23 protein-coding genes are annotated in these 24969 nt (G+C 61.9%); 6 read left to right on the top strand and 17 right to left on the bottom strand.

Features of this window, described 5'->3' with window-relative positions; genetic code table 11:
* Positions 1 to 2: 2 nt before the first annotated feature.
* Positions 3 to 662 (bottom strand): Holliday junction branch migration protein RuvA, encoded by a 660-nt coding sequence (gene ruvA, locus ISX84_RS01530; protein WP_195818556.1) that lies wholly within the window; start codon positions 660 to 662, stop codon positions 3 to 5.
* Positions 659 to 1165, bottom strand: coding sequence for a crossover junction endodeoxyribonuclease RuvC (gene ruvC / locus ISX84_RS01525; protein ID WP_195818555.1), 507 nt, complete (start codon positions 1163 to 1165; stop codon positions 659 to 661). The genes ruvA and ruvC overlap by 4 nt, the downstream gene beginning before the upstream one ends.
* Before the next feature lie 331 nt (positions 1166 to 1496).
* On the opposite strand from ruvC, the gene ISX84_RS01520 reads away from it, so the two are divergent.
* Positions 1497 to 1715: a DUF1127 domain-containing protein gene (locus tag ISX84_RS01520; protein WP_195818554.1), complete on the top strand. Its 219-nt coding sequence runs from the start codon at positions 1497 to 1499 to the stop codon at positions 1713 to 1715.
* Between the two features lie 141 nt (positions 1716 to 1856).
* Here ISX84_RS01520 and ISX84_RS01515 read toward each other — a convergent pair whose 3' ends face one another.
* The 5 genes from ISX84_RS01515 to ISX84_RS01495 form a co-directional block, all read right to left on the bottom strand.
* Positions 1857 to 2198 (bottom strand): hypothetical protein, encoded by a 342-nt coding sequence (locus ISX84_RS01515; protein ID WP_195818553.1) that lies wholly within the window; start codon positions 2196 to 2198, stop codon positions 1857 to 1859.
* Positions 2199 to 2300: 102 nt separating this feature from the next.
* Positions 2301 to 3176 carry a 50S ribosomal protein L11 methyltransferase gene (locus ISX84_RS01510; protein ID WP_195818552.1) on the bottom strand — a complete coding sequence of 292 codons (876 nt, stop codon included), beginning with the start codon at positions 3174 to 3176 and terminating at the stop codon, positions 2301 to 2303.
* The gene (locus ISX84_RS01505) at positions 3176 to 4567 is read right to left on the bottom strand and encodes an MATE family efflux transporter (RefSeq protein WP_229884033.1); all 1392 of its coding nucleotides are present in this window, start codon (positions 4565 to 4567) and stop codon (positions 3176 to 3178) included. The genes ISX84_RS01510 and ISX84_RS01505 overlap by 1 nt, the downstream gene beginning before the upstream one ends.
* Positions 4564 to 5796 (bottom strand): MFS transporter, encoded by a 1233-nt coding sequence (locus ISX84_RS01500; RefSeq protein WP_195818551.1) that lies wholly within the window; start codon positions 5794 to 5796, stop codon positions 4564 to 4566. Before ISX84_RS01500 ends, ISX84_RS01505 begins: the two co-directional genes overlap by 4 nt.
* 144 nt (positions 5797 to 5940) lie before the next feature.
* A complete protein-coding gene (locus ISX84_RS01495; RefSeq protein ID WP_195818550.1) occupies positions 5941 to 8130 on the bottom strand; it encodes a primosomal protein N' in 2190 nt (729 codons plus the stop codon).
* A 127-nt stretch (positions 8131 to 8257) separates the two neighbouring features.
* Here ISX84_RS01495 and fsa point away from each other — a divergent pair, with 127 nt between their 5' ends.
* The 3 genes from fsa (at position 8258) to ISX84_RS01480 (ending at position 10693) form a co-directional block, all read left to right on the top strand.
* The gene (fsa, locus tag ISX84_RS01490) at positions 8258 to 8911 is read left to right on the top strand and encodes a fructose-6-phosphate aldolase (RefSeq protein ID WP_195818549.1); all 654 of its coding nucleotides are present in this window, start codon (positions 8258 to 8260) and stop codon (positions 8909 to 8911) included.
* Positions 8912 to 9068: 157 nt separating this feature from the next.
* Complete coding sequence (locus tag ISX84_RS01485; RefSeq protein WP_195818548.1) at positions 9069 to 9776, top strand: DUF484 family protein; 708 nt, start codon at positions 9069 to 9071, stop codon at positions 9774 to 9776.
* Entirely contained in the window at positions 9773 to 10693 is a 921-nt protein-coding gene (locus ISX84_RS01480) for a tyrosine recombinase XerC (protein ID WP_195818547.1), read from the top strand. The genes ISX84_RS01485 and ISX84_RS01480 overlap by 4 nt, the downstream gene beginning before the upstream one ends.
* Before the next feature lie 361 nt (positions 10694 to 11054).
* Here ISX84_RS01480 and ISX84_RS01475 read toward each other — a convergent pair whose 3' ends face one another.
* The gene (locus ISX84_RS01475; RefSeq protein WP_195818546.1) at positions 11055 to 11423 is read right to left on the bottom strand and encodes a hypothetical protein; all 369 of its coding nucleotides are present in this window, start codon (positions 11421 to 11423) and stop codon (positions 11055 to 11057) included.
* A gap of 29 nt (positions 11424 to 11452) precedes the next feature.
* Between ISX84_RS01475 and ISX84_RS01470 the strand changes: the two genes are divergently transcribed.
* On the top strand, positions 11453 to 12151 hold the full coding sequence (locus ISX84_RS01470; RefSeq protein ID WP_195818545.1) for a CDP-alcohol phosphatidyltransferase family protein: 699 nt from the start codon (positions 11453 to 11455) through the stop codon (positions 12149 to 12151).
* A gap of 94 nt (positions 12152 to 12245) precedes the next feature.
* Here ISX84_RS01470 and ISX84_RS01465 read toward each other — a convergent pair whose 3' ends face one another.
* The 6 genes from ISX84_RS01465 to ISX84_RS01440 form a co-directional block, all read right to left on the bottom strand.
* Positions 12246 to 12701, bottom strand: a complete 456-nt coding sequence (locus ISX84_RS01465; RefSeq protein WP_195819334.1) for a methylated-DNA--[protein]-cysteine S-methyltransferase — start codon at positions 12699 to 12701, stop codon at positions 12246 to 12248.
* Positions 12702 to 12798: 97 nt separating this feature from the next.
* Positions 12799 to 15765, bottom strand: coding sequence for an isoleucine--tRNA ligase (gene ileS / locus ISX84_RS01460; RefSeq protein ID WP_195818544.1), 2967 nt, complete (start codon positions 15763 to 15765; stop codon positions 12799 to 12801).
* Between the two features lie 232 nt (positions 15766 to 15997).
* Positions 15998 to 17614: an FAD-dependent oxidoreductase gene (locus tag ISX84_RS01455; protein ID WP_195818543.1), complete on the bottom strand. Its 1617-nt coding sequence runs from the start codon at positions 17612 to 17614 to the stop codon at positions 15998 to 16000.
* 39 nt (positions 17615 to 17653) lie between these two features.
* Positions 17654 to 18658, bottom strand: coding sequence for a YcjF family protein (locus ISX84_RS01450; RefSeq protein ID WP_195818542.1), 1005 nt, complete (start codon positions 18656 to 18658; stop codon positions 17654 to 17656).
* Complete coding sequence (locus ISX84_RS01445) at positions 18658 to 19107, bottom strand: GNAT family N-acetyltransferase (RefSeq protein WP_195818541.1); 450 nt, start codon at positions 19105 to 19107, stop codon at positions 18658 to 18660. The genes ISX84_RS01450 and ISX84_RS01445 overlap by 1 nt, the downstream gene beginning before the upstream one ends.
* Positions 19104 to 20519 (bottom strand): YcjX family protein, encoded by a 1416-nt coding sequence (locus tag ISX84_RS01440; RefSeq protein WP_195818540.1) that lies wholly within the window; start codon positions 20517 to 20519, stop codon positions 19104 to 19106. Before ISX84_RS01440 ends, ISX84_RS01445 begins: the two co-directional genes overlap by 4 nt.
* Positions 20520 to 20633: 114 nt before the next feature.
* Here ISX84_RS01440 and truA point away from each other — a divergent pair, with 114 nt between their 5' ends.
* Positions 20634 to 21416 carry a tRNA pseudouridine(38-40) synthase TruA gene (truA, locus tag ISX84_RS01435; RefSeq protein WP_195818539.1) on the top strand — a complete coding sequence of 261 codons (783 nt, stop codon included), beginning with the start codon at positions 20634 to 20636 and terminating at the stop codon, positions 21414 to 21416.
* Between the two features lie 19 nt (positions 21417 to 21435).
* On the opposite strand, the gene ISX84_RS01430 is transcribed toward truA, so the two are convergent.
* The 3 genes from ISX84_RS01430 to ISX84_RS01420 are packed head-to-tail and all read right to left on the bottom strand — an operon-like array spanning position 21436 to position 24568.
* On the bottom strand, positions 21436 to 21942 hold the full coding sequence (locus ISX84_RS01430) for a hypothetical protein (protein ID WP_195818538.1): 507 nt from the start codon (positions 21940 to 21942) through the stop codon (positions 21436 to 21438).
* Complete coding sequence (locus ISX84_RS01425) at positions 21939 to 23591, bottom strand: hypothetical protein (protein WP_195818537.1); 1653 nt, start codon at positions 23589 to 23591, stop codon at positions 21939 to 21941. The genes ISX84_RS01430 and ISX84_RS01425 overlap by 4 nt, the downstream gene beginning before the upstream one ends.
* Positions 23588 to 24568, bottom strand: a complete 981-nt coding sequence (locus tag ISX84_RS01420) for a membrane dipeptidase (protein WP_195818536.1) — start codon at positions 24566 to 24568, stop codon at positions 23588 to 23590. The genes ISX84_RS01425 and ISX84_RS01420 overlap by 4 nt, the downstream gene beginning before the upstream one ends.
* Positions 24569 to 24969: the final 401 nt, after the last annotated feature.

Below are 24969 nucleotides of genomic sequence, written 5' to 3'. Positions count from 1 at the left end.
TCTTAGCCCTTCGGCGCAAGAAGTTTCAACGCCGCACGAATAAGCGCAGGCGTATCCGCCTCAGGCGCCTCACCTGCCGCTTGCGCCACAGCCCCCGCTGCATCCCCGGGGCCGTATCCCAGATTGCCCAGAGCCGACAGCGCATCCGCCTGAGCCGAGGGCGACATCTGCGGCGCGGGGGCCGCCGTGGCGGGGGTCTCGATGACCGCCGCCACGGCATCGCCGGTCGCGGCGGCAAGGGTTGATCTCATGGCCATCACACCCGGCGCTTTATCCTTGAGGTCCAGCACCACGCGCTGCGCGATTTTCGGACCGATCCCCTTTGCCGCCTTGACCGCGTTCCAATCCCCCAGCGCGATGGCGCGGCTCACACCGTCGGGGCCCAGCGTGCCCAAGATGGCCAGCGAGGCCTTGGCCCCCACCCCCTGCACAGAGGTCAGCAGCCGGTGCCATTCCTTCTCTGCCAGTGTCGTGAACCCAAAAAGCTGCATCAGGTCTTCGCGCACCACCAGATCGGTAAAAAGCGCCACCGCCTCGCCGACCCCCGGCAGAGCGGCCAGGGTCCGCTCGGAGCAGTAGACCAGATAGCCGACGCCACGCACATCGATCAACACGTGATCCGGGGCGCGATACTCGATCCGACCGGTGATCTTGCCGATCATGCGCGTGCCCTCTCTATAGCGGCGCTCAGCCCGCCCGCACCGCCGTGATGGGCATGGCAGATAGCAATCGCCAGCGCATCCGCCGCGTCAGGTCCAGCAATCTCCGCGCCGGGCAGTTGCAACCGCACCATGTGCAGCACCTGCCGCTTGTCCGCATGGCCCACCCCGACCACCGCCTTCTTGACCGAATTCGGTGCGTATTCACCAATGCTCAACCCCGCCTGCGCCGGTACCAGCATCGCGATCCCGCGGGCCTGCCCCAGCTTCAACGTGCCTGCACCGTCCTTGTTCACGAAGGTCTGCTCGATGGCCGCCTGCTGCGGGACGTGTTCCGCGACAATACAACTCAACTGCGTATGCAGGGACAAGAGCCTCTGCGCCAGATCCGCGCCAGTCGAATGACAGATTCCATTGGCCACATGGCTGATCCGACTGCCCGACACGTCAATCACGCCCCATCCAAGGTTCCGCAACCCCGGATCAATGCCAATTATCCGTATCATAAGCCCTGCCCTGACCATTTAAGTCGTTTTTTATGCATTAGCACGAAAGGCGAACACCCGCAAAGCGCTTCGTTTTACGGAGAAGGTTTCAACTGGGCGGCGATCAGCGGTCCGATCAGGGGTCAAAAACGTCGGTTTCAGGTCCGTTTTCGACACATAGCTGCGCGGTATTTTCTATTTATTTACCTATGGTTAACCATGGAATGCACCCATGCGTCGGATGCATATCAAACATGCGTTTTCACATCTTGCTCAAAATTCAGGCAATCCCTATCTGCGGCTCATGACACACCGGCATGACCGGTTCACCCTCAGATAAAGGACGGCTACAATGGCTACTTTTGATACTTCCCGCACCACCTATGGCTCCGCAACCGTTGCAAGCCGTTTCTTCAACACCATCAGCGCAGCAGTTGCGTCCGTGATCGCATGGAATGACGCACGCGTCACCCGCAATGCACTGGCCTCTCTGACGGATCGTGAACTGGAAGATATCGGTCTGAGCCGCGCGGACATCGACACCGTCGCCGAAAGCAACATCATCCGCTAAGCGTATGAGATGCGCCACGCTGGCGCACAGACAAAAAAGCCGCCCCTTCTGATTAGAAGAGGCGGCTTTTTTTACCAGTGAACACCTTTGGAGGGACGTTCATTCACACACCCGAACGAAACCTGGTTTCGTTCGCACAGACTAGGGCAGTTGCGATGCAATCTGCTCAGCCACAAAAGAAGACACGATGCCCGGTTCCATCACCCAAGCCACGGTCTGCTCAAACACCGTGCCGGCCTGAAGACGCTCAATGCGGCCCTCATAGGTGGCAAGCCCGGTCGATACGATCATCAGGGATTTGAACAGCAAGACCCCAATAACGGCGAAGACGATGGCGCGGGGTCTGATCGAAAAGCGCGCAGGCTTCGGTTCCACCGAAATCAGACCATCAGGGCCGATTTTCGCAGTGTAGCCGCGCGCCATTTTCTTGTGCTTGGCGCTCAGCACGGCGAGGCGTTTTTCGAATTGAGCGTAATCTGTCACCACACTCTCCTGAAGATCAGGCCCCCACCGGATCCCTTCAAAATTGGCGCTAAAACGGCTCAAATTCAAGATAAACCGCCAAATAAGGCGGAAATGGGGCAATTAAGGCAGTTCTCTACCCAGAGTAAGCGTGGTCCAGTCAACAATCTCTTCGCGGTGCACCAGATTGATGCCGACATCGGCATAAACCCCGATCACCTCATCCGCCTGCTCATTCAGAATACCGGACAGAATCGCATGTCCGCCGGGGGCCAGATGCCGCGCCATATCAGGCGCCAGAGCAATCAGCGGCCCTTTCAGAATATTGGCAAAAACCAGATCAAACGGGCTTGCCGCCAGCAAGTCCGGGTGATCGAACCCGGCAGCCTCAAGACACAATACCCGCCCCTCAAGGCCGTTTGCCGCCGCATTGCTGCGCGCCACATCAACGGCCACCGCATCGATGTCGCTGGCCCGCACCGGATTTGGCCAGATTCGCGCGGCAGCCATGGCCAGCACCGCCGTCCCGCAGCCGATATCGGCCACGTTCTGCCCCACTACACCGGCATCCGCCAGTCTGTCCAACGCACGCAGGCACCCCAGCGTGGTGCCGTGGTGACCGGTTCCAAAGGCCATTGCGGCCTCGATCAACAAGGGCTCCGCCCCCGCTGGCACCTGATCCGCATCATGGCTGCCGTAGACAAAGAAACGCCCGGCAGCCACGGGGGCCAATTCGCGCCGCACATGGGCCACCCAATCGGTTTCCGGCACTTCGGAGACGACAAAGGGTTTCGCCCCGACCGCAAGCGCAAGAAGCGTCAACGCGGTGTCATCCGGCGGGTCCGTGAAATATCCGCCGACTTCCCACAGGCCGGAGCCGTCTTCCACTTCGAAAACACCAACGCCCGTGGGCTCCGGATCCAACGCCTCCATGGCGGCGCCAAGTTTCTCGGCGGCGGCCTTGCCGGGCAATGTGGTCAGGGCGGTAAAAGTGGGCATCAACGTCTCCGGTATCGGTCCGGGTTCGGGTAGGGCCGGGCGGGCGGAAGGTCAAGCGTCTCGGGCGGGACAGGCTGGAGGCTTTGCACAAAGCGCCACCCCCAAAGGGCGGAAAAGGCGCCAGCAAGCGCCCCTGCCGCTGCCTGCCCGTAAATCACCCCCGGCGCACCGTAATATGTGGCCAAGAGAGCCGCGGCAGGCCAGCTCATCGCCCCGTCCTTCAGCCAGTTGACCACCGTCGAACGCCCGGGTTTGCCCAGATTGTTGAAGGCCGCGTTGGAGACAAAGAGCGCACCGACAAAGATGAACCCGCCCACACCAATGGTGGTGAAGGCCCAAATCACTTCCGCGCCCTGCCCGCTCAACCCGAAGACCGCGATCACATGCGGCGTTGCCGCAAGCAGGAGCGCCCAGGTCACGCCGGTGTAGATCAGACAGAAAATCAACGCATCACGGTAAGTCGTGCGCAAGCGGTCACACTGCCCCGCCCCATAGTTCTGGCCAAAAATCCCACCAATCGCGCCGGAGAGGGCAAAGATCCCGCCAAAAGCCACCACCGTCAGCCGCCCGACCACGGCCCAGGCCGCAACGGCGTCATCACCAAAGGGTGCCATCACGATCGTCAGGAAGTAATTGCCCGCCGGTGTCGCCATCTGCGTTGCAATCGCGGGCACTGCGACGATCATGTAGGGCCGCAGGATCTCGGCCGTCATCCGCAGATCGGGCATCGCGATCAGCCGGTGCTGGTGGGCGGCGTAGAAGAGGCCCAGCCCCATCAGCGCAAGCCGGAATGCGCACAGGCCCATCGCCGCACCATCCAGCCCCAGACCAAGCCAGAGGATAAGAACCGGATCCACCAGCATCAGAAGGGAGCCGGACAACAGGGTCACATACATCGCCTTCGCCCCCAGCCCCTCCGCGCGCAAAGCCCCGGAGGCGACCATCCCCACGGCCATGAAGGGCAGCGACGGGATCGTGAACCCCAGGTACCGGGCCGCAAGGGCAGCCGTCTCGCCGCTGGCGCCCGCCAGTGCCACGAGATCATGCCGGAAAAGGACGATCAGCACCGCGACAACCGCCTGGATGATCGCGGCAATCGCAATGGCGCCGCCGGCCTGCCGCCGGGCCGCCTCCCGGTTTCCCGCGCCGATGCTGCGCGAGATCAGCGCCGTCGCCGCGATCATCAGCCCCACCCCGGAGGAAACAGAGAAAAACTGAATTGAGTAGGCAAAACCGATGGCGGCCACCAGCGACGGATCGCCCAGCTGCGACACCCAGAGAAGATTGGCCGCATCCACCAGGAAAACGAAGGTGATGCCCATGGCCCCTGTAGCCGTCATGCGCACCACATGCCCCATGGTCGAGCCGGTCAGAAACCGCGCATCGCTCATTCCGCCGCTGCCGTCACCGGGTGGGAAAAGATGGTTTCATTGCCCTTCTCAGGATGGCGCGGGATCATCATCGCGAGGATCAATGAGACCCCTGCCATCCCTGCGGCCAGGAAGAACACCGCAGCGGGTGATGCCAGCCACAACAGTCCCAAAAGCACCGGCAGAAAGACCGCCGCGATGTGATTGATCGTGAAGGCGACGGCAGCCGTGGGGGCGATGTCGCCCGGGTCCGCGATCTTCTGGAAATAGGTTTTCAGCGCCAGCGCAAGGCCAAAGAAGATATGGTCGATCACGTAGAGCGTCGCGGCCACCGCCATGCCCCAGCCAAGATAGTAGACCCCACCGTAGGACAAAAAGACGATGATCAGCCCGATGTATTCAAAACCCAGCGTGCGGCGTTCGCCAAAGTAACTGACCGCGCGCCCCAGCAAGGGCGCCACCAGCATGTTGATCACCAGATTGATGAGGTAAAGCAGCGTGATCTCATGCACGTCATAGCCAAACTTCTCGACCATCATGAAGCCCGCGAAGACCACGAAAATCTGCCGTCGGGCGCCGGACATGAACTGCAACGCATAATAGAGCCAGTATCGCCGACGCAGGATCATCTTCTTGATCTGCGGATTGGGTGCCTCGAACTGCGGATAGGCGATCATCGCGAAAACCGCGATGGCAACGGTGATGCCGCCCCCGATCAGGTAGACGATGTTATAGCTGAGCTGCAACGTGTCCCAGAGCGCCATGATCGCCAGATAGGCCACCAGCGTTGCGGCTGATCCGGCCGCCAGCAGCCACCCCAGCATCTGCGGCGCTTCTTTCTTGCTCAACCACTGCAACTGCAGCGACTGGTTGACCGTCTCGTAGTAGTGAAAGCCAATCGAACTCAGCATGGTGATGGTCAAAATGCCGCCCATCGACGGGAACCAGGCGGTGACCGCCGTGGCCGCCCCCAGCAGGATCAGCGACACCAGCCCCAATACCTGTTCCCGCACAAAGATGATGATCGCAATCACCCCCACGGCGAGGAAACCGGGGATTTCCCGCACCGTATGCAGCAAACCGATGTCGCCCCCGTCAAAGCTGGCCGCCTCGATCACGAAGTTGTTCAGCAAGGCGGACCATGTATTGAAGGCAATCGGCATCGCCAGCGCCATCAGGAACAACAACGCAATCGGTCGCCGCCAAAACGGCAACCGCTTTGCATCTGCAAGTTTCACAAATTGGGCCATGGCTGACCCATATGCTTTTTGCTTTCCTTTGGCGAGGCGCAAAAACGCACAAAACCTGTCCGCGGACGCACCTGCGGTTTCATTGTTCGTCAAATATGCCCGCCGGAGGCTCCTCTCGCGGCGCAAGCGCGAGAGGGAAAATGCTCAATAAAAGCTCTGCGGATCGATATCCACGGCCAGCCGCAGATCGCCCTTGATGCGCAATTGCCCGACCCATCTTGCCAGGGCCTCCTGCAGCGGCGCAGATTTCTCCGCCTTGACCAAAAGCCGTACCCGGTGCCGCCCCCGCACCCGGGCGATGGGCGCAGGGGCCGGGCCAAAGACCTGCGCGCCGATGGCCCGGAGCGGGGCATCCTGACGGGCCAGGAAATTGCCCGCATCAAAGACCATCGCCACATCCGGCGCGCTCAGGATGATCCCGGCCATACGCCCGTAGGGCGGCACGCCTGCCGCCTCCCGCTCACGCGCCTCCGCCGCCCAGAACCGCTCCTCATCCCCTGCCAGAATGGCGCGGATCACCGGATGCTCCGGCTGATAGGTCTGCATCAGCGCCGTACCCGGTTTCTCGGCACGCCCGGCACGCCCGGCCACCTGCCGCATCAACTGGAAGGTCCGCTCCGCCGCGCGCAGATCCGAGCCCTGCAGCCCGAGATCCGCATCAATCACACCAACAAGCGTGAGTTTGGGAAAGTTATGACCCTTTGCCACCAGCTGCGTGCCGATGATCACATCCGCCGCCCCCTCGGCAATACCCTCGATCTCAGCCTTCAGCGCCCGCGCCGAGCCATACATATCCGAGCTCAGCGTGGCGATGCGCGCCTCGGGAAAAAGCGCCGCCGCCTCCTCGCCCAAACGCTCTACACCGGGGCCGACAGCGGCCAGCTTCCCCTCAACCCCGCAGGAAGGACAGACCTGCGGCATCGGCTTGGTCTCACCACATTGATGGCAGACCAGCCGCTTGAGGAACCGGTGCTCGACCATGCGCGCATCACAGTGATCGCACCCGATCTGATGCCCGCAGGCCCGGCAGAGCGTGATCGGCGCATAGCCGCGCCGGTTGATGAAGAGCAGCGATTGCTCCCCGGCTTCCAACCGCGCTTCGACCTCGCGCTGCAAGACTGCAGAAATCCAGCGGTTGGACGGCAGCTGCTCCGCGCGCATGTCAATCGCGCGCATCTCGGGCATGACCGCCGGACCAAAGCGCGAGGTCAGTTCCAGACGCTTGTATTTGCCAGCCTCCGCATTCGCCCAGCTCTCCAACGACGGCGTGGCCGAGGCCAGCACCACCTGGGCGCCACAGATCGACGCGCGCAGTACGGCCATGTCGCGCGCGTTGTAGAGCACGCCCTCCTCCTGCTTGTAGGAGGTGTCATGTTCCTCATCGACAACGATCAACCCGAGGTTCTGAAACGGCAGGAACAGCGCCGAGCGCGCGCCGATCACCAGTTGCACGTCGCCCTGCCCGACCATGCGCCAGATGCGGCGGCGTTCGGTCATGGTGGCCCCGGAATGCCACTCGGCGGGTTTGGCACCGAAGCGCTCCTGCACCCGTGTCAGGAACTCCGCCGTCAGCGCGATCTCCGGCAACAGCACCAAAGCCTGCCGCCCGGCACTCAGCGCTGCCGCCACCGCCTCCAGATACACTTCCGTCTTGCCGGACCCGGTCACACCGCGCAGCAGCGTGGTGCCATAGCGTTCCAACCGCACCGCCTCGGCAAGTTGCGCAGCACCTGCCGCCTGATCGTCGGTGAGATCTTTACCCGGCAGCGCCGGATCGAGCCGTGGAAAGGGCAGATCGCGCGGGCTTTCCTCTTCAGCAACAGCCCCCTGCGCCACGAGGCCCTTAACCACAGACGGGCCCACCCCGGCCATCTCGGCCAATTCCTTCAGCGTGAACGCCAGATCACCGTAGTCGGCCAGAACATCGAGGACCTTGCGCCGCGCCGCCGTCATCTTGTCCGGCTCCGACGCCCCGCGCCGGTAGATCTTGCGCATCGAGGGCGGATCACCCAGTCTCGGCGCGCGCGTGGCCAACCGCAACATCGCAGGCAGTGGTGTCAGCGTATAATCAGCAGCGCGCTCCAGAAAGCTGCGCATCTCCTCGCGCATCGGCGCCACGTCGAGCACGCGCAGAACAGCGCGAATTTTCGCAAGATCATAGTCACCCCTGCCCGGCCCCCAGACCACGCCCAACACCTTGCGCGGTCCCAGCGGCACCTCGACAAAGGCGCCCAGATGGCACCCGCCCTCCGGCGCACGGTAGTCCAGCGCGCGACCCAAAGGCTGCGTCGTCAGAACACCGATCAGGTCGCCCTGGTCGTAGAATTGTGGCATGCTCAACGGGGCAGGCTCCGGCGGGAATAGGCATTTGAGGGTTTAAGCATCGCAGATCATGCGGTAAAGCCAAGCGCAAGACGGAAAACTGTTAGCGTTCACATCTACCTCCGAAAGGACCCGACCCATGAAATTCTTTGTCGACACCGCCGACACACAGGCGATCTCCGAACTCAATGATCTTGGCATGGTCGATGGCGTGACAACCAACCCGTCCCTGATCCTGAAATCTGGCCGCGACATTCTTGAGGTGACCAAGGAAATCTGCGGCATCGTGGACGGCCCTGTCAGCGCCGAAGTCGTGGCACTTGAGGCCGAAGCGATGATCGCCGAGGGGCGCAAGCTGGCCGAGATCGCGCCGAACATCACCGTGAAACTGCCGCTCACCTGGGACGGGCTGAAGGCCTGCAAGGTGCTGTCGAGCGAAGGCAAGATGGTCAATGTGACGCTTTGTTTCTCGGCCAATCAGGCGCTGCTGGCCGCCAAAGCGGGTGCGACCTTCATCAGCCCGTTCATCGGACGTCTTGACGACATCAACCTCGACGGCATGGACCTCATTCAGGACATCCGCACGGTCTATGACAACTACGGGTTTGAAACGGAAATCCTCGCCGCCTCCATCCGCTCGGTCAATCACGTTCAGGAGGCCGCACTGATCGGGGCAGACGTCATGACCGCACCGCCGGAAGTGATCAAGAAACTGGCGACCCACCCGCTGACCGACAAGGGGTTGGAGCAGTTCATGGCCGACTGGGCCAAGACCGGTCAGAACATTCTCTGACCAGCACGCTGTCGGGACACAGCATGCCACCAGCGCCTCGGCTCGGGGCGCTGGCACCCATTGGCAACACCTCGCCCATCTTGATGTCAGGACGCGAATTTCAGGGCAGATTTTACAGGGGTGTCGTGCTAGGGTTGCAAAAAAAAGAGTAAAAAAAATGAGCAGCAGTCCCAAGATTGAAGACGCCCTGAGAGAGGCGATCATCTCTCAACCCGATGTCATTCTGGATGACAAGGATGTCATGAATGCGTTGATTGCCGCGAATGAGCGGTCGATGGGCGCCAATATCGTCGATCTGCGTGGCATCGCCATGGACCGGATGGAGACCCGGCTGGACCGGCTCGAAGATACCCATCGCTCGGTGATTGCGGCGGCCTATGAAAACCTTGCAGGCACCAACCAGATCCATCGCGCCATTCTGCGCATGCTGGACCCGGTGGATTTCGAACCGTTCCTGCAAGACCTCGGCGGTGAGGTTGCTGAAATCCTGCGCGTCGATGCGGTTCGGCTGGTGCTGGAGACCGCGCAAGGCGAAGAAGGTCTGACGCTGAGCGGTCTCGGTGACGTTCTGACGGTTGCGGATCCCGGCTATGTCGAGGGTTATGTCACGCAGGCGCGCGGCGGCGCGGCCCGACAGGTGACATTGCGACAGGTCGAAAGCGGATCGGAAAAGCTCTACGGCGAGCAAGCCGCGCGGATCAGGTCAGAGGCCTGTCTCACACTGGATTTCGGCGCTGATCGTCTGCCTGGTCTGCTCCTGTTGGGGGCCGAGGATACCCATATGTTTGGCCCGCAGCAAGGCACCGACCTGTTGGTCTTTTTCACGGGCGTTTTCGAACGGATCATGCGCCGCTGGTTGTCGTGACCCTGATCAGCCCAGCAGCCGCCGACGCGCTGGAGACCTGGCTGAGCCATCAGCGCGCTTTGAAGGGCGCGTCCCAAAACACCATCACCGCCTATCAAGGCGATGTAATCGAGTTTCTCGCTTTCATCACGGAACATAAAGGCGACCGGCAAGGTCTGGCCGCCTTGTCGCGCATCACGGTCACCGACATGCGGGCGTGGATGGCGCAGGCGCGAGGCCAGGGGCTCGCCGCCCGGTCTCTGGCGCGCAAACTCTCTGCGGTGAAGGCATTCTACCGGTGGCTGGCGGACCGCGAGGGCTTTGAGCCCACCGCCGTCCTGTCGGTGCGCGCACCCAAGTTTCAAAAGAAACTGCCGCGCCCACTGGCCGAAGACGCCGCGCGAAACCTCATTGATGCCATCGAGGTACAGGCACAGAAGCCTTGGGTCGCCGCCCGTGATGTGGCGGTGGTGACACTGCTCTGGGGGTGCGGGCTGCGCATATCGGAAGCGTTGGGATTGACCGGCACGCAGGCGCCCTTGCCCGATGTGCTGCGTATTCTGGGCAAGGGCGGCAAGGAACGCGTGGTGCCCGTGGTGCCCGCAGCGCGGACAGCGGTCGATGCCTATCTGAGGCTATGCCCCTATCCGCTGGCGCCTGATCAGCCGCTCTTTCGGGCGATCCGCGGCGGGCCGTTGGGCGCAGGCGCGATCCAGAAGGTCATGGCGCAGGCCCGCATGCAGCTTGGCTTGCCAGCCAGCGCCACGCCCCACGCCATGCGCCACAGCTTTGCAACGCATCTGCTGGACGCAGGTGGTGATCTGCGTGCCATTCAGGAGCTTTTGGGGCACGCGTCCCTGTCCACGACCCAAGCCTACACGGCTGTGGATACCGCCCGCCTGATGGAAGTCTACGACCGCGCGCACCCGAAGGCGTGATGGACCCGTGGTTTCGTGCGGCAAGCCTATCGCTCTCTGCGAGGCACCTGTGTCGGACTGAGCGCGAGACACACCGCCGCATGGAATGATCTGAGGGGGCCCAATGACCGTGTCAGCCTGGCCCTGTTCGTCATGACTTCTTCGACAACCGCTTCCTACGCAGTAGCCTGCACCTCTTAAGCGGGCAGCCCGTTCGACCTCGAACACTCCAAGATCGACGTGCTCTATGATGCGTGAAAGATGCGCTGGCCCAAGACGACCCCAGGCAGGGCGATGCAACCGGCTCCGCGTATCGCAGTTGGACGGTAACAGCGATATCCGCCGATGTTCAGGGCGCGCATAGAAAACACGCGCTTTTGATCTATGCCAATGACATCGCCGCTAACAGTATCTGAAACTCGAACAAGACGATGTCGTCATGTCTGTGGGCTCGGTTCTGGCTACGGAAAGCCTGTCCCTCGGCAAAAAATAGGCCCGGTCCGCTGTTTATCATGACCAAGTGGCGGCAGAAGCCGCCCCGGAAACAGAGGATGGGGTCCATGACGGTCTGCACCAGAACGACAAACGGATGCGGGCCAAGCAGGCGTTCTGGCATGACTGCCATGCCGCCTGGAAAGGTCAGGATTTCGTCACCTGTCCAGCCGAGAAGATGCGCGTCGGCAACCAGAGAGACTGCAAAACTGCTACATTCCGGCGCGCTTGCAGCCTGGCGAAGCTTTTCCTTTTGCATCCCGCATCCCCTTGCGGCATGAACGCGGCATGACTTTGAGGTTACGCGCGCTCGGCGTGCATTTGTTTACAGCCACGGGCGCGGTTTTTGCCATGCTGTCCATGCTGGCGGCGGTCGATGAGAAGTGGGATCTGATGTTCCTCTGGCTGGTCGTGGCCTTTTTCGTCGATGGGATCGATGGCCCGCTGGCGCGGCACTACCACGTGAAGGTCAACGCGCCGGAGTTCGACGGCGTGTTGCTGGATCTGATCATCGACTATCTGACCTATGTCTTCATCCCGGCCTTTGCACTCTTCAAATCCGGGCTTATGGATGGTTGGACCGGATGGTTTGCCATCATCGTCATCACCTTCGCCTCCGCGCTCTATTTTGCTGACACGCGCATGAAGACAAAGGACAATTCTTTCTCTGGCTTTCCCGGGTGCTGGAATATGTTGGTGCTGGTGATATTCGCACTGCAGCCGAATTTCTGGGTGTCGCTGGCGCTGGTGACGGCATTGGCAATTGCCATGTTCCTGCCGTTGAAATTCGTGCACCCCGTGCGCACGGAGCGCTGGCGCTTTGTCACCTTGCCTACGGCGCTGGCCTGGACATTCTTTGCGGGCTGGGCGGCCTGGGTGGATTTCCATCCCCAAAGCTGGGCGCATTGGGGCCTGGTCGCGACATCCGTTTACCTGCTTTTTGCTGGGATCGCGCAGCAATTGTTCCCGCAGCGGGACTCGTCCTAGTCTCGAAAGGGTGGCCTGAAAGCCCACCCTACCTGCTGTGAGAAGCGGCGGTGGCATGCAGGTAGGGTGGGCTTTCAGGCCACCGTTGCAGGGTTCAGATCAGCAGACCAGCGGCTTTTTCATGGCGCAGCAGCGCAACCTTGGTCTCGACACCGCCTGCCCCGGAAAAACCCGTCAGCCCCTTGGCACCCATGACCCGGTGGCAGGGGATGATGATCGGAATCGGATTGCCACCGCAGGCCTTACCCACGGCCTGTGCCGGTGCCCCCAAAGCCTTGGCGATATCGCCGTAAGTGCAGGTATCGCCAAAGGGGATCGCGTAGATTGCGTCGCAAACGGCACGCTGAAATTCGCTGCCGTGTACTTGCAGGGGGAGGTCGAAGACCTCGCGCGCTCCCGCGTCATATTCTCGCATCTGCTGCGCCGCTTTCTCCAGCAAAGGCGACGTATCCTCACGACGCGCCTTGCCCCAGCGCACGGCTGTGATCGCGTCGGCATCCTCTACGAGCACCAGATCACCAAATTGAGTTGAGACAGTCTTTTCCAGCATGGGTTTCATGGTGGCCCCAGACCCGCGTCACAGCAACCCGGTTTTTGCGCATCTGAACGATAGGCGGTGACCCGAAGGCCACCGCCACAACCCATTTTCAGGTCATTGCGGCATCGCAACGCCCACAGACCCCCGCATGGCCATGGGTACTCACGTCCGGCAGCACTTTCCAGCAGCGGGCGCATTTCTCGCCCTCCGCCTTCGCAAAGGCCACCGCAACGCCCGGCACTTCCGGCAAGGTAAATGCACCCTCCGGTGCTGCTGTACCCGTGACGGTTACCTGTGAGGTGATGCAGATGTCTTCAAATGGCAACACCTCGAGCACCGCACGCAAGGCATCGTCCGACACATATACAACCGGGGCCGCCTCGAGCGAGGCGCCGATGACCTTGTTGGTCCGCTCTACTTCCAGCGCGGCCGTGACGACACGGCGCGCCGTACGCACACCAGACCATTTCGCCGCCAGTTCCGGCGCCAACCAGTCCTTGGGAGTTTCCGGGAAGTCCTGCAAATGCACCGAACTGCCCGCCTCCGGGAACCGTTCCAGCCAAACCTCTTCCATCGTGAAGACCAGCACCGGCGCCAGCCATGTGGTCAAGCGGTGGAAGAGCAGGTCCAGCACGGTGCGTGCCGAGCGACGCGCCACCGTATCCCCATCACAGTAAAGCGCATCCTTGCGGATATCGAAGTAGAAGGCCGACAGATCCACCGTTGCGAAGGTGAAAACCGCCTGAAACACGCCTTGGAAATCATACTTCGCATAGCCATCGCGCACGGTCTGATCCAGTTCCGCCAGACGGTGCAGCACCCAACGCTCCAGCTCTGGCATGTCCGACACGTCCATCCGGTCTGCAGTGCTGAAATCATTCAGCGACCCCAGCATGTAGCGCATCGTGTTGCGCAGGCGCCGGTACCCATCAGCCACACCTTTGAGGATTTCCGGCCCGATCCGCTGGTCCAGCGTGTAATCCGTCTGTGCCACCCAGAGCCGCAGGATATCCGCCCCGTATTGCTGCACAACCTTTTCCGGCACGATGGTATTGCCGAGGGATTTGGACATCTTCATGCCCTTCTCATCCAGCGTGAACCCATGGGTCAGCACGGCGCGATAGGGCGCATGGCCTTGCGTGCCCACCGACTGCAGTAGTGAGGAATGGAACCAGCCACGGTGCTGGTCGGTACCTTCCAGATAGAGATCGGCCACACCGTCGTCGGATCCGTCTTCGCGGTCACGCAGGGTAAAGGCGTGGGTCGATCCGCTATCGAACCACACATCAAGGATGTCGGTCACCTGATCGTAGTCGTCAGGGTTCACGACATTGCCCAGAAAACGCTCTTTGGCGCCTTCCATGTACCATGCATCCGCCCCTTCGGTCTCAAAAGCCTCAACGATGCGCGCGTTCACCTCGGCGTTGCGCAGCAGGAAATCCGCATCCGTCGGCAGCGCGCCCTTCTTGGTGAAACAGGTCAGCGGCACGCCCCAGGCCCGCTGGCGCGACAGCACCCAGTCGGGCCGCGCTTCCATCATCGAATGCAGGCGGTTGCGCCCAGACTTCGGCGTCCACTGTACATTGTCGATCTCGGTCAGCGCCCGTTCGCGGATCGTGGTGCCATGATCGTCCTGCCCGTCACCCACCGGCTTGTCGATCGCGGCAAACCACTGCGGCGTGTTGCGATAGATCACCGGCGCCTTGGAGCGCCAGGAATGCGGATAGCTGTGCTTGATCTTGCCCCGGGCGAGCAGCCCGCCCACCTCGGCCAGCTTGCTGATCACGGCGCTGTTGGCATCGCCTTCCTTACCTTTGCGGTTGAGAATGTACTTGCCACCAAAGAACGGCAGACCCGCGCGGAACATGCCATCATCGGTCACGTTGTAGGTGATGACATCCTGCAGCATGCCCAGATCACGGTAGAGCTCATATTCCTCCATCCCGTGCGAGGGGGCGCAATGCACAAACCCGGTGCCCTCTTCGTCGGTCACGAAATCCGCCGCGCGGAAATCGCGGATGTCATCCCACTCGCCATCACTGCCCTCGGCATCTTTCAACGGATGCGCCACGCGCAGCTGGCTCAATTCCTGGGCCGTCACATCCCGCACACGGCGGTACATGGTGTCATCCAACCGCGCCCGGCCCAGGACATCCGCCGCCAGCTTGTCCGCCAGCAAATACCGGTCCCCGATGTTCGCCCAGCATTCGTCTGGCCGCCCGGTGATTTCGTACAGCCCGTAAGAGATATCCGCCCCGTAAACCACCGCCTTGTTGGAGGGCATGGTCCACGGTGTGGTGGTCCAGATCACGACGTATGCCCCGTCCAGATCAGACATCGCCTGCACCTGACCCGCGTCACCCGTCACCGGCGGTGTTGTCTCATCGATCAATGCCTTGAACTTCACCCAGATGGTGAAGCTTTCCTTGTCGTGATACTCCACCTCCGCCTCGGCCAGCGCGGTCTTTTCAACCGGCGACCACATCACGGGCTTTGATCCCTGATAGAGCGTGCCGTTCATCAGGAATTTCATGAACTCTTCGGCAATCACCCGCTCGGCATGGAAATCCATGGTCAGATAGGGTTTTTCCCATTTGCCGGTGATCCCCAAACGCTTGAACTCCTCGCGCTGGATATCCACCCAGCCTTCGGCGAACTTGCGGCACTCCTGACGGAAATCGACGACATCCACATCGTCCTTGTCCTTGCCCTTGGCGCGGTATTGCTCCTCGATCTTCCACTCGATGGGCAACCCGTGGCAGTCCCAGCCGGGGATGTAGCGCGCGTCAAAGCCCATCATCTGTTGGCTGCGCACGACCATATCCTTGAGCGTCTTGTTCAGCGCATGCCCGATGTGCAGATGCCCGTTGGCATAGGGGGGTCCATCGTGCAGCGTAAAGGAGGTGCGCCCCGGCTTTTCGCGCAGCCGGTCGTAGATGCCGAGCTCTTCCCAACGTGCCAGCCATTCCGGCTCGCGCTTGGGCAGGCCCGCCCGCATCGGAAAGTCGGTTTTCGGCAGGTTCAACGTTGATTTATAATCAGGTTTTTCAGCGGCTTCGGTGGTGTCGGCGCACATTGCGGACGTCCTTCAGATATCTTGGCGGGATGGGAAAAGCGGTCGGTGCGAGCGGCTCAAACACCTTGGCCCGGCGTCTCATGGTCTCAGAGCGCCGGGGATATAATTCGAATGATAATCATGCGGAGGTCATCCATGCGCGCCTTATAAGCAGACCGGCACGGCGCGACAAGTCCCAAGCAGCGAAGGCTCTCAACAGGCAGGTAGGGTGGGCTTCAGGCCACCTTGCCGCTCAGTCGTTCACATGCGCCCAGGCCGCGGACATCACCACAGACCCTTCGCCGACCGCGGAGGCCACGCGTTTGACAGAGCCTGCGCGCACATCCCCTACGGCAAAAACACCGGGACAGGAGGTTTCATATTGCGTCCGCCCGCCCGCATCCGCTCCTGTCAGCACAAACCCCTTGTCGTCCAGCTTGATCAACCCGGAAAGCCATTCGGTATTGGGCGCCGCCCCGACCATGACAAAAAGCGCCCCCGTCCGCAGGTCCCAGTCCTGACCAGAGGCATTGTCGCAGATGGTGATCTTGTCCAGCGTCTCTTCCCCGTGCAGCGCGGTCACCTCGGTGCGGGTATGGATGGTGATGCGCGGATGCGTGGTGAGACGTTGCACCAGATAATCGGACATCGAGGATGCCAGCGAGGGCCCGCGTACGAGCAGATGCACGTGGCGCGTGGTGCGCGCTAGGAACATCGCCGCTTGCCCTGCCGAGTTACCGCCCCCGATCACGGCCACCTCCGTGTCCCGGCAATAGCGCGATTCCACTTCCGTGGCCGCGTAATACACGCCCGCGCCTTCGAACCCTTCCAGACCTTCCAACGGCATGCGGCGGTACTGGACACCGGTGGCTACGATCAGGGCCTTGGCGCTCACCTCCTGCCCGTCATCCAGCGTTGCGTGAAACCATTTCTCGTTACACTGGCGCAAAGCAGACGCGCGCCGGGGCACGGAAAACTTGGTGCCGAACTTCATCGCCTGCACCTCGCCGCGTCCCACCAGATCACCGCCCGAAATGCCCGTCGGAAAGCCCATGTAATTCTCGATCCGGCTTGACGTGCCCGCCTGCCCGCCCACGGCCATATCCTCCAGCACCAGCGCGCTGAGCCCTTCGGCCCCCGCATAGACACCGGCAGCCACACCCGCCGGCCCGCCGCCGACGATCAGCACATCAAAACTGGCGTCTTCCTGGGTTTCCAGATGCAGCCCGAGCATCTGGGCCACGCTGCGCGGCGTTGGTGGGTCGATCTTGCGTTCACGCCCGAAAATCACGCCCGGCTGTGCCTCCTCGATCCCGCATTGCGCAGCCAGGGCCACCGCCTCATCCGATGTCACCTCGATCTCGCGGAAAGGGATGCGGTTGCGCGCGGCAAAGCTCGCCACATGCCGGATGTCGCGGCTGATCTCCGATCCGATCAGGGTCAGCGCAGAATCCGATTGCTCCACCGCCCGGCGCCGCCGCGCCGCCAGTACCGTCACGACAATGTCGCTCATCTCCGGCATGTCGGACATCAGTTGCAGCATCTCGTCACGCGGCACGCAGAGCAGCGTGCTGTCCACCACCGCACGGGCACCTGCCAGAGACACGCCGCCCGAGAGGAACTGCAGGTCTCCAAAGAACTGCCCCGGCCCCAGCGTCGCATTGCCCATGCGCTCCATCGTCATCGGATCGACGGCTTCGACCTCACCGTCGACGACGTAGTGAAACTCCGCCGACTCCGCCCCTGGCTCCTGCACCATCTCTCCGGCCTTCTTGTCGCTGACTATGCCCTTCTTGCGCATCGCCGCGACATGTTCGGGCTCCAGCGGTCTGCGCACCATCGTGGCAAGATCAGCAGCAAAACTCTCCATTCAAACGTCTCCCATGAACCCCATCATCGCCGTCGCGGTTCAGGATTTCGACGATCCGAACAATCCGCTGAGGCTACTCTTAATGATATTGGGTACTTTCGGCTTTTTTCCAACCGCGAAGGGCAAGGGACGGCAGACTTCCATCGCCGCAACCCCGACACGTGCCGTCAGCGCGCCATTGACAAGCCCCTCACCGAAGCGGCGCGAGAGCTTGCCGATGATGGACCCGCCCAGCACCGGCTCCAGCAGATCATCCCCCACGGCAACGGCGCCGGTGGCCACGAGATGCGCCATGACCGCCCGGGTCAACCGCCAGCCGCCCAGAAACCCCGACCGACCGCCATAGACCTCCGCAACGCGGCGGATCATACGCAGATTGGCCGTCAGCGCCGCGGCCACATCCGCCAGCGCCAGCGGCACCAGCGCCGTTACGGTCGCCACCTGTCGTGCGGCGGCTTCGACCTCACGTTGTGCGGCCTGATCCAACGGCCCCAGCAACTCGCGGTCCGCCAGCGCCAACAGGCTCGACGCATCCATCTGATCGCGGCGCAGCTCGGCCAGTCGGTTCCGGCCCCAACGGGTATCCTCACGCCCTTTGTAAAGCGCCACCAACCGATCGGTGACCGCCCTCGCCGCCTCAAGATCCTCGTCCACCAGCGCGGTATCGGCGGCGCGACGCAGACCGTCCAACCGGCCGAGCCGACCCAGAGCAGCGATCTCGCGCAGGGCCAGCACAGCCAAAACAAAGAGGAACGCGCCCAACAGGCCAGTGATGCCCCAGCCCAGGATTGCATTGCGCGCAACCAGATCGGTCAGAAACCCCCACGCCTTGATCGAGACAATCGCGCCGACAAGGGCGATGCCCAGCGACCAGAACCAGCGCACCAGTCGTGAAGGTTTGCGCGCGGCAATCCCCGCAGCTACCTGCATCGCCTGACCGCTTGGCATTCCCGGCGTGTCGTCTGGCACCGGCGGTGCGTCCGCAACGGTCAGCCTGTCGGATTTTTCATCTTCCAGCTCGATCAGGACCGGGCCGCGGGCCATCAGGATGCGCCCCTGGTCCATTCGAACCGGATGTCCGGCAGCCCCACATCGTTCTCGCTGCCATCGGTCCGGGCTGTTTCCGCAAAGCCCCGCAATCCATAAAACCGCGTCGCCGATGAATTGGCCTGATAGCTCCAGAGCGCCAACCTGTCGGTGTCGGCCTTGGCATCATCCAGCAGCGATGTTCCCACGCCACTATCCTGCTCATCCGGCAGGACGTAGAGCGCGTGGATTTCTTCTTCCCAGCGCGCGATGAAGCCCACGACCTTGCCATTCCTCTTGGCCACGCGAACCCAGCCCGCCTCGATCATATCGCCTGCGTACATGATCTCTTCGGCAGCCGAGTGCAATCGCGGCAGCCAGGGCATCATATCGTTGGAGGCCGACAGGATGTGACCTACCGCGCCCGCATCAAGGGTCCGCGCCGGTGAAATGGTGATCGTGCTCATAGCCTATCCCCTAAAAGGAATTGGGCGGCCTTATCAAGCCGGATATGCGGTGGACCATCTCCGGGGCGCAAAGTTAGCGGGGAAGGTGCGAAATTCATCACACGGTAGTCGTCTTCCAGCCAGCTTTCTGCGCCGCTGCGGGCGGGCGTCAGCAGGTGGCTGGGGTCTTCCGGCAAGGCGCCCGGATAGAATGCAGCCTGTTTTCCGCTGTCGAGCAGGGTGCCACGCACCACGTCCAGCGTCTGACCTTGGTGGGAAACCGTATCCTCGACGGTAGCGCGCAGGGAGGCGATGGCCATGGCCGATGTCTCTGCACCCGCAAACCGGGCCCGGTCGACGGCCCCGCGTACCAAGGCCTCCATGATCGCGGTCAACCGCCCGTGTTGCCGGTGGTGCAGATGATCCGCCTTGGTGGCGGCGAAGAGGATTTTCTCCACCCGTTTGCCCTGGAAGAGCTGGGTCAGGAAGGCATTCTGGCCCGGGCGGAACGCGCCGAGGATGTCGGTCATGGCCCCGCGCATGTCCTCTACGGCACGCGGCCCCTTGTGGATTGCGCCCAAGGCATCGACCAGCACCACCTGGCGGTCGATCCGGGCAAAATGATCACGGAAAAAAGGACGCACGACCTGGTGTTTATAGGCTTCATAGCGCCGGGTCATTTCGCGCAGGAGCGATTTGCGCGGGGCTTTCCCGTCTGTGGGCAGAGGCGCAAAGGTAAGCACCGGCGATCCCGCCAGATCCCCCGGCAGCAGGAACCGCCCCGGCGTGCAATCGTAAAACCCCGCTTGCCGTGCCGCGTGAAGATAATCGGTGAAGGCCGCGGCGAGGGCCTTTGCTGCCGGTTCTTCAAGCGCCGCAGCCGGGTCTGTTGAGGCCACCAGCGCGTTGAACGCCGAGGCCTCCGCGCGGTCTTTGATGCGGGTCAGAACCTCTGCGGACCAGGTTGCGTAATCCTTGTCGAGCAGGGCGAGGTCAAGCAGCCATTCACCGGGGTAGTCGACAATATCCACGTGGATCGTGCGCGGCCCCTGCAGCCCCGCCAGCAACCCTGCGCGCTGCACCCGCAGGGACAACCGCAATTCCGAAATGGCTCGGGTGCTGTCCGGCCAGGCAGGTTCGCGCGCTGTCAATTGCGCCAGATGGGTCTCAAAATCGAAGCGCGGCACGGTGTCATCCGGCTGCGGTTGCAGGAAAGCCGCCTCGATCCGACCCTCGGCTGCCGCCACCAGATGCGGCATGCGGCCCCGGTCCAGCAGATTGGCAATCAGCGAGGTGATGAAGACAGTCTTTCCGGACCGTGCAAGCCCGGTCACACCGATACGCACCACCGGCTCGAACAGGGTCTCGTTTACAGTGTCCTGCACGTTTTCGATCTGGCGCAGCACCGTGTCGGCGATTGAAGTGATGACCAAAGCCTGCCTGTCCCTGCAGTTTTCGTTTTGCAACACATAAGCGCTGGCGCGCGGGGGTACCAGAGGCTTCAAAGCCATTTGACGCGACACGCACCGCGCGCTAGGGCCTGCGCCATGCCGCGCTATGCATTAAAAGTCGAGTACCACGGGAAGCCATTTGCCGGGTGGCAGCGCCAGAAGGCGCAGGCCACGGTCCAGGGGAAAATCGAGGCCGCCCTGGCCCGGTTGGAGCCGCGCGCGCATACGATTGCCGCGGCAGGACGGACGGATGCCGGGGTGCATGCGCTGGGGCAGGTTGCCCATTGCGACATGATGGAGACATGGGATCCCTTTCGCCTGTCAGAGGCGTTGAACTATCACCTGAAACCCGATCCGGTGGCAATTGTCGCCTGTGCCGAGGTTTGCGATGACTGGCATGCCCGGTTTTCCGCGCTGCAAAGGCAATACCTCTTTCGCATCCTGATGCGCCGGGCACCGGCCACCCATCAGGACGGGCTGGTGTGGCAGGTCAAACACGAGCTGGACGTCCCTGCCATGGCGAGCGCCGCCGCGCATTTGGTCGGGCGGCATGATTTCACGACCTTTCGGTCCACCATCTGTCAGGCAGACAGCCCGGTGAAAACCCTGGACCGTCTGGACGTGGCAAGGGTGGAGACGGCCCATGGTCCGGAGGTGCATTTCGACGTGCGCGCCCGGTCCTTTCTGCACAATCAGGTGCGCAGCTTCGTCGGCACATTGGAGCGTGTTGGCGCGGGCTCCTGGGCGCCGGATCAGGTGGCTGCCGCACTGGCTGCACAGGATCGCGTCGCTTGCGGGCCCGTCTGTCCGCCGCAGGGGCTTTACCTGGCGCATGTGTGTTTTGAAGAGAACCCGTTTGCGCCGTCAAAGGTGGCCTGAAAGCCCACCCTACCTGCCGTCAATCATTGTCGCTGGTCCCCGCACCCGCCCCTGCCCGGCGCGAGGTTTCGCTGTCGGGGACGAAGGTTCTGGCGGCCAGAACCGTCATCTGCGCAAGCAGGGCGGCACAGCCCTCCACCCTGCCGAGCCTCAGAGAGGGGGCTGATGTGGTCGTATCGACGGTGACGTCAAGGCTATCCCCATGCGCGGCGACCACCTCGGTCGCATGGGGCAAGGTCTCCAGATAGCTCCGCAGCAAGCTCGGTTGACCCCCAGTGGGGATTTCCAACCTGTGTTGAACTGTGCCGTGGGCGGCGAGCAGAAGCTCTTGCAGTTGGAGAGGCATGCGCATGATGGCGCCGGCGGGCAGAGCATCGAGCGCCTGACCAAGCGCGGCGGCATCGCGTCCCTGCCCGAGATGTATCGCCGCCGCCCTGCCAAAATGAGCCGCCTGCGCAGGCGGTGCCCCGGCGCCGCGCGCGGCTTTCGTGGCCAGGGCGAGAACCTCCGCGCGCGACCAACTCATCCCTCGAAGACCGGCAGCCACCAGTCATCCGAGCGGCTTGCCAGCTCATCCGCCAGAGGGGCGCCCTGGCACAGGGTGATGCGGGTCCACCTGTCAGATTTCGGATCGAATTTCGACGCTCCGAAAAACGACAGCTTGCAGCGCAGCATGTCGATGGGCAGGCACTGCTGGCCGATCAGGTTGTCGCGGATTTCAGCGTATGGATAGCGCGCCGCAAGCGCAGCCCGCTCGACGGCCATCAAGTGCTCTGGATGTTCCTTTAGGAAGACGGTCAGGGCCGTTGATGTTTGCGGCAGATCATCATGCAGCGCCTTCATCCGCCGCGCAACATCCAGCGGGCTTTCCAACGCGGCCCCCTCTTCGGCAAAACGGTCGCCCAGCCGCGGCTCCTGTTTGGCTTCGCTCACATACCAGAACTGCCGACATTGATCTGTTGCGTCGTAGTCCAGCGCCAATGCCCAGCCAAAGCTGCGCTCAAGGACGTCACGCAGTCCACCGGTATCGGCAATCGGTTCCGGCACCGGGCCGCAAGGATCGGCCATGCAGTCGGCCAGACCGTCCACAAGGTCCGGAAAAAGCTCGATCACCAGCGCCACCAGCAGTTCCTGAAGGTCCTCCGATTCAGACAACGCACGGTCGATCAGCGCCTCGATCGCGTTTTCAGGGGCAAACCCATCCGGCACCACCTTGGCCGAGAAGGCAGCCCAGTCCGTGCAGAGGCAATCAATGCGACGCTGATGCGCAAGATCGGGCACCTGCCACTCTGCGAGGTGCCGGTCTGCCCGCTTCATCAACTGGCGCAAGCGCGCCTGCATCTCTTCATTTAGGTGCGCCACAGCCCGCACCCGCGCCAAAGCGGTTTCCCGCGCGAGCATCCAGTTGTTGAGCAAAACCGGATGTGTGACCAGAAACGGTGCCATGCCAAGCCCGGTGGAATTGCCAATCCCGAGATGACGTTTGAGGTTGCGGTCCAGACGCCCCTGCCCCACATGCTCCACCAGATCATGAGTGAAATGGCGGATCAGCCAGACGGTCAGCATCTCGGCCATGAACGGGCCGGAAAACCCCGGCCGGGTGTCGATACAGGCGCGATCCGCAATCCCGAATTTGCCATTGCCGTAAACGGCAGTCGTGCGCATCAGATACCCGATGTCGCGTATCATTGCGGCATCCGGTTGACGACCCGCCCGCAGCCGGTCCACCACATGAGCGAACAAGCGGACGGATTTGTTGGCGCGGCTCAGCACCAGATCGCGTTCGGTGAACCGCGCAGCCTCCTGTTTTGGCGCGGTGGCACAGATCCGTGCCACCTCATCTGCATCCGGCACGCCATCATAGAGCACATAGGCCGTGTCCCAGGCGGAGGCGATCACGCGGTCGGTCCGCGCCGCCGGATCAAGTTTCGTTGAGACAGCGACCAGCGAATACGTGTACCCGCCAAGGTCGACACAATAAACGGCATGGCCATATCCTTCAGCGCACATCTGCCACGAGCGGCGCGTGATCCGCGCATTTTCAGCTGCCAGGAACCGCATCAATGTGCGCAGAAACGAAAGCCGGGTGGGAAACATCGACCCCATGCGGCTCAACCGCATCACCGTGTCTGGCGGACGCAGAGGGGCTTGAGGAGGGGCGATGAAGTCCTTCATGCCCGGCCAAAATTCTCGGAGTAGAACCTGTACCAATTGCCGCCCATGATCCCGTCGACGTCCGTCTGGTTCAGACCCTGCTCCAACAACCCCTTGCGAATATTGCCGAAGTCGCGATTGCCTCCAAACCAATCCGGCATCGGGGGAAACCCTGCGTTCTGCGCCGATCCTTCGCCATAATCGATCACCTTTGACCAGCGCCCAACCCGCATCCATTCGACCACGCTGTCCGGTTGATCCTGGCATAGGTCGGACCCCAAGCCCAGATGTTGCGCGCCATAGCGCCGCGCGGCCTCTGCAATCATGGCGCAGAAATCCTGCCGGGTGCAGGCGCTGCCACCCGCGAGGTGATGCGGATAGAGGGAGAAGCCGAGCATGCCGCCCGATGCCGTCAGGGCCGTCAGAACCTCGTCTGATTTGTTACGCAGAGCGGCATGCCACCAATGCGGATTGGCATGGGTGATGGCGATGGGCCGCGTGGAATGATCAATCGCCTCAAGCGTTGAGCGGTCGGCAGAATGTGACATGTCCACTACGAGACCGACACGGTTCATCTCGGTCACCACCTGACGCCCCATGCGGGTCAGCCCGGTGTCATCCTCCTCATAACACCCCGTCGCCAGCAGCGATTGATTGTTGTAGGTGAGTTGCATGAAGCGGATGCCCAGCTGATGGCAGATCTCCACCAATCCGATGTCATCCTCAATCGGACTGGGGTTCTGAAATCCGAAAAAAATCGCCGTGCGACCTGTCTCCTGCGCGCGACGCACATCGTCACCGGTCGTCCCTTTGAAGATCAACTCCGGGTGTGCCTCGAACCAGCGGTTCCACTGTTCGAGATTGAGCACCATCTCCCGAAAGCTTTCATGATACGCGATAGTCACATGCACCGCATCGACACCACCTGCCCGCATTTCCTCAAAGATACTGGGGGAAAAATTCGCGTATTGCAAATTGTCGATCAAGGGCGCGCGCATGCGGGCAGTCTGGGAAAGAATGGCCGTCACCTCAATTCAAAAAACGACCCGCCTATCGGCATAGCGACATTGATTTGTCAGTCCGAGCACCCATGCTTCTTGTTGTCTTGCAATCAGCAGGGGCAAGTAATCCCCCAAAAAATTCTTAATTCTGTATAAAATACAATATTTTAGCCTCTTACACACAGCTCGTGATCTGTATCGGTTGCTACAACCTTTTTGCTGTCAGGAGGGACATTTGTCATATGAGCAACATGGTGGGTCAGACCAAAGGCCCAACCCACCAAGCACTGGTTACCCAAACTCCCCAGGCACTCGTTAAATCGGTTCCGGGCAGCGCCAGAATGACTTTCGTTAACGATTTAAAAACTCCGGAAGAGGCTTGGAAGTTCCATGTGACT

Source organism: Roseobacter sp. MH60115 (assembly GCF_015644665.1).
Classification (GTDB): Bacteria; Pseudomonadota; Alphaproteobacteria; order Rhodobacterales; family Rhodobacteraceae; genus Roseobacter.
Note: the sequence above shows the minus strand (reverse complement) of the source record. Positions and strands in the feature narration are given on the sequence as shown.

Coding starts and splice junctions, on each gene's coding strand:
- ruvA (WP_195818556.1), bottom strand. CDS start 662: ATGATCGGCAAGATCACCGGTCGGATCGAGTATCGCGCCCCGGATCAC.
- ruvC (WP_195818555.1), bottom strand. CDS start 1,165: ATGATACGGATAATTGGCATTGATCCGGGGTTGCGGAACCTTGGATGG.
- ISX84_RS01520 (WP_195818554.1), top strand. CDS start 1,497: ATGGCTACTTTTGATACTTCCCGCACCACCTATGGCTCCGCAACCGTT.
- ISX84_RS01510 (WP_195818552.1), bottom strand. CDS start 3,176: ATGCCCACTTTTACCGCCCTGACCACATTGCCCGGCAAGGCCGCCGCC.
- ISX84_RS01505 (WP_229884033.1), bottom strand. CDS start 4,567: ATGAGCGATGCGCGGTTTCTGACCGGCTCGACCATGGGGCATGTGGTG.
- ISX84_RS01500 (WP_195818551.1), bottom strand. CDS start 5,796: ATGGCCCAATTTGTGAAACTTGCAGATGCAAAGCGGTTGCCGTTTTGG.
- ISX84_RS01495 (WP_195818550.1), bottom strand. CDS start 8,130: ATGCCACAATTCTACGACCAGGGCGACCTGATCGGTGTTCTGACGACG.
- fsa (WP_195818549.1), top strand. CDS start 8,258: ATGAAATTCTTTGTCGACACCGCCGACACACAGGCGATCTCCGAACTC.
- ISX84_RS01485 (WP_195818548.1), top strand. CDS start 9,069: ATGAGCAGCAGTCCCAAGATTGAAGACGCCCTGAGAGAGGCGATCATC.
- ISX84_RS01475 (WP_195818546.1), bottom strand. CDS start 11,423: ATGCAAAAGGAAAAGCTTCGCCAGGCTGCAAGCGCGCCGGAATGTAGC.
- ISX84_RS01470 (WP_195818545.1), top strand. CDS start 11,453: ATGACTTTGAGGTTACGCGCGCTCGGCGTGCATTTGTTTACAGCCACG.
- ISX84_RS01465 (WP_195819334.1), bottom strand. CDS start 12,701: ATGCTGGAAAAGACTGTCTCAACTCAATTTGGTGATCTGGTGCTCGTA.
- ileS (WP_195818544.1), bottom strand. CDS start 15,765: ATGTGCGCCGACACCACCGAAGCCGCTGAAAAACCTGATTATAAATCA.
- ISX84_RS01455 (WP_195818543.1), bottom strand. CDS start 17,614: ATGGAGAGTTTTGCTGCTGATCTTGCCACGATGGTGCGCAGACCGCTG.
- ISX84_RS01450 (WP_195818542.1), bottom strand. CDS start 18,658: ATGGCCCGCGGCCCGGTCCTGATCGAGCTGGAAGATGAAAAATCCGAC.
- ISX84_RS01445 (WP_195818541.1), bottom strand. CDS start 19,107: ATGAGCACGATCACCATTTCACCGGCGCGGACCCTTGATGCGGGCGCG.
- truA (WP_195818539.1), top strand. CDS start 20,634: ATGCCGCGCTATGCATTAAAAGTCGAGTACCACGGGAAGCCATTTGCC.
- ISX84_RS01430 (WP_195818538.1), bottom strand. CDS start 21,942: ATGAGTTGGTCGCGCGCGGAGGTTCTCGCCCTGGCCACGAAAGCCGCG.
- ISX84_RS01425 (WP_195818537.1), bottom strand. CDS start 23,591: ATGAAGGACTTCATCGCCCCTCCTCAAGCCCCTCTGCGTCCGCCAGAC.
- ISX84_RS01420 (WP_195818536.1), bottom strand. CDS start 24,568: ATGCGCGCGCCCTTGATCGACAATTTGCAATACGCGAATTTTTCCCCC.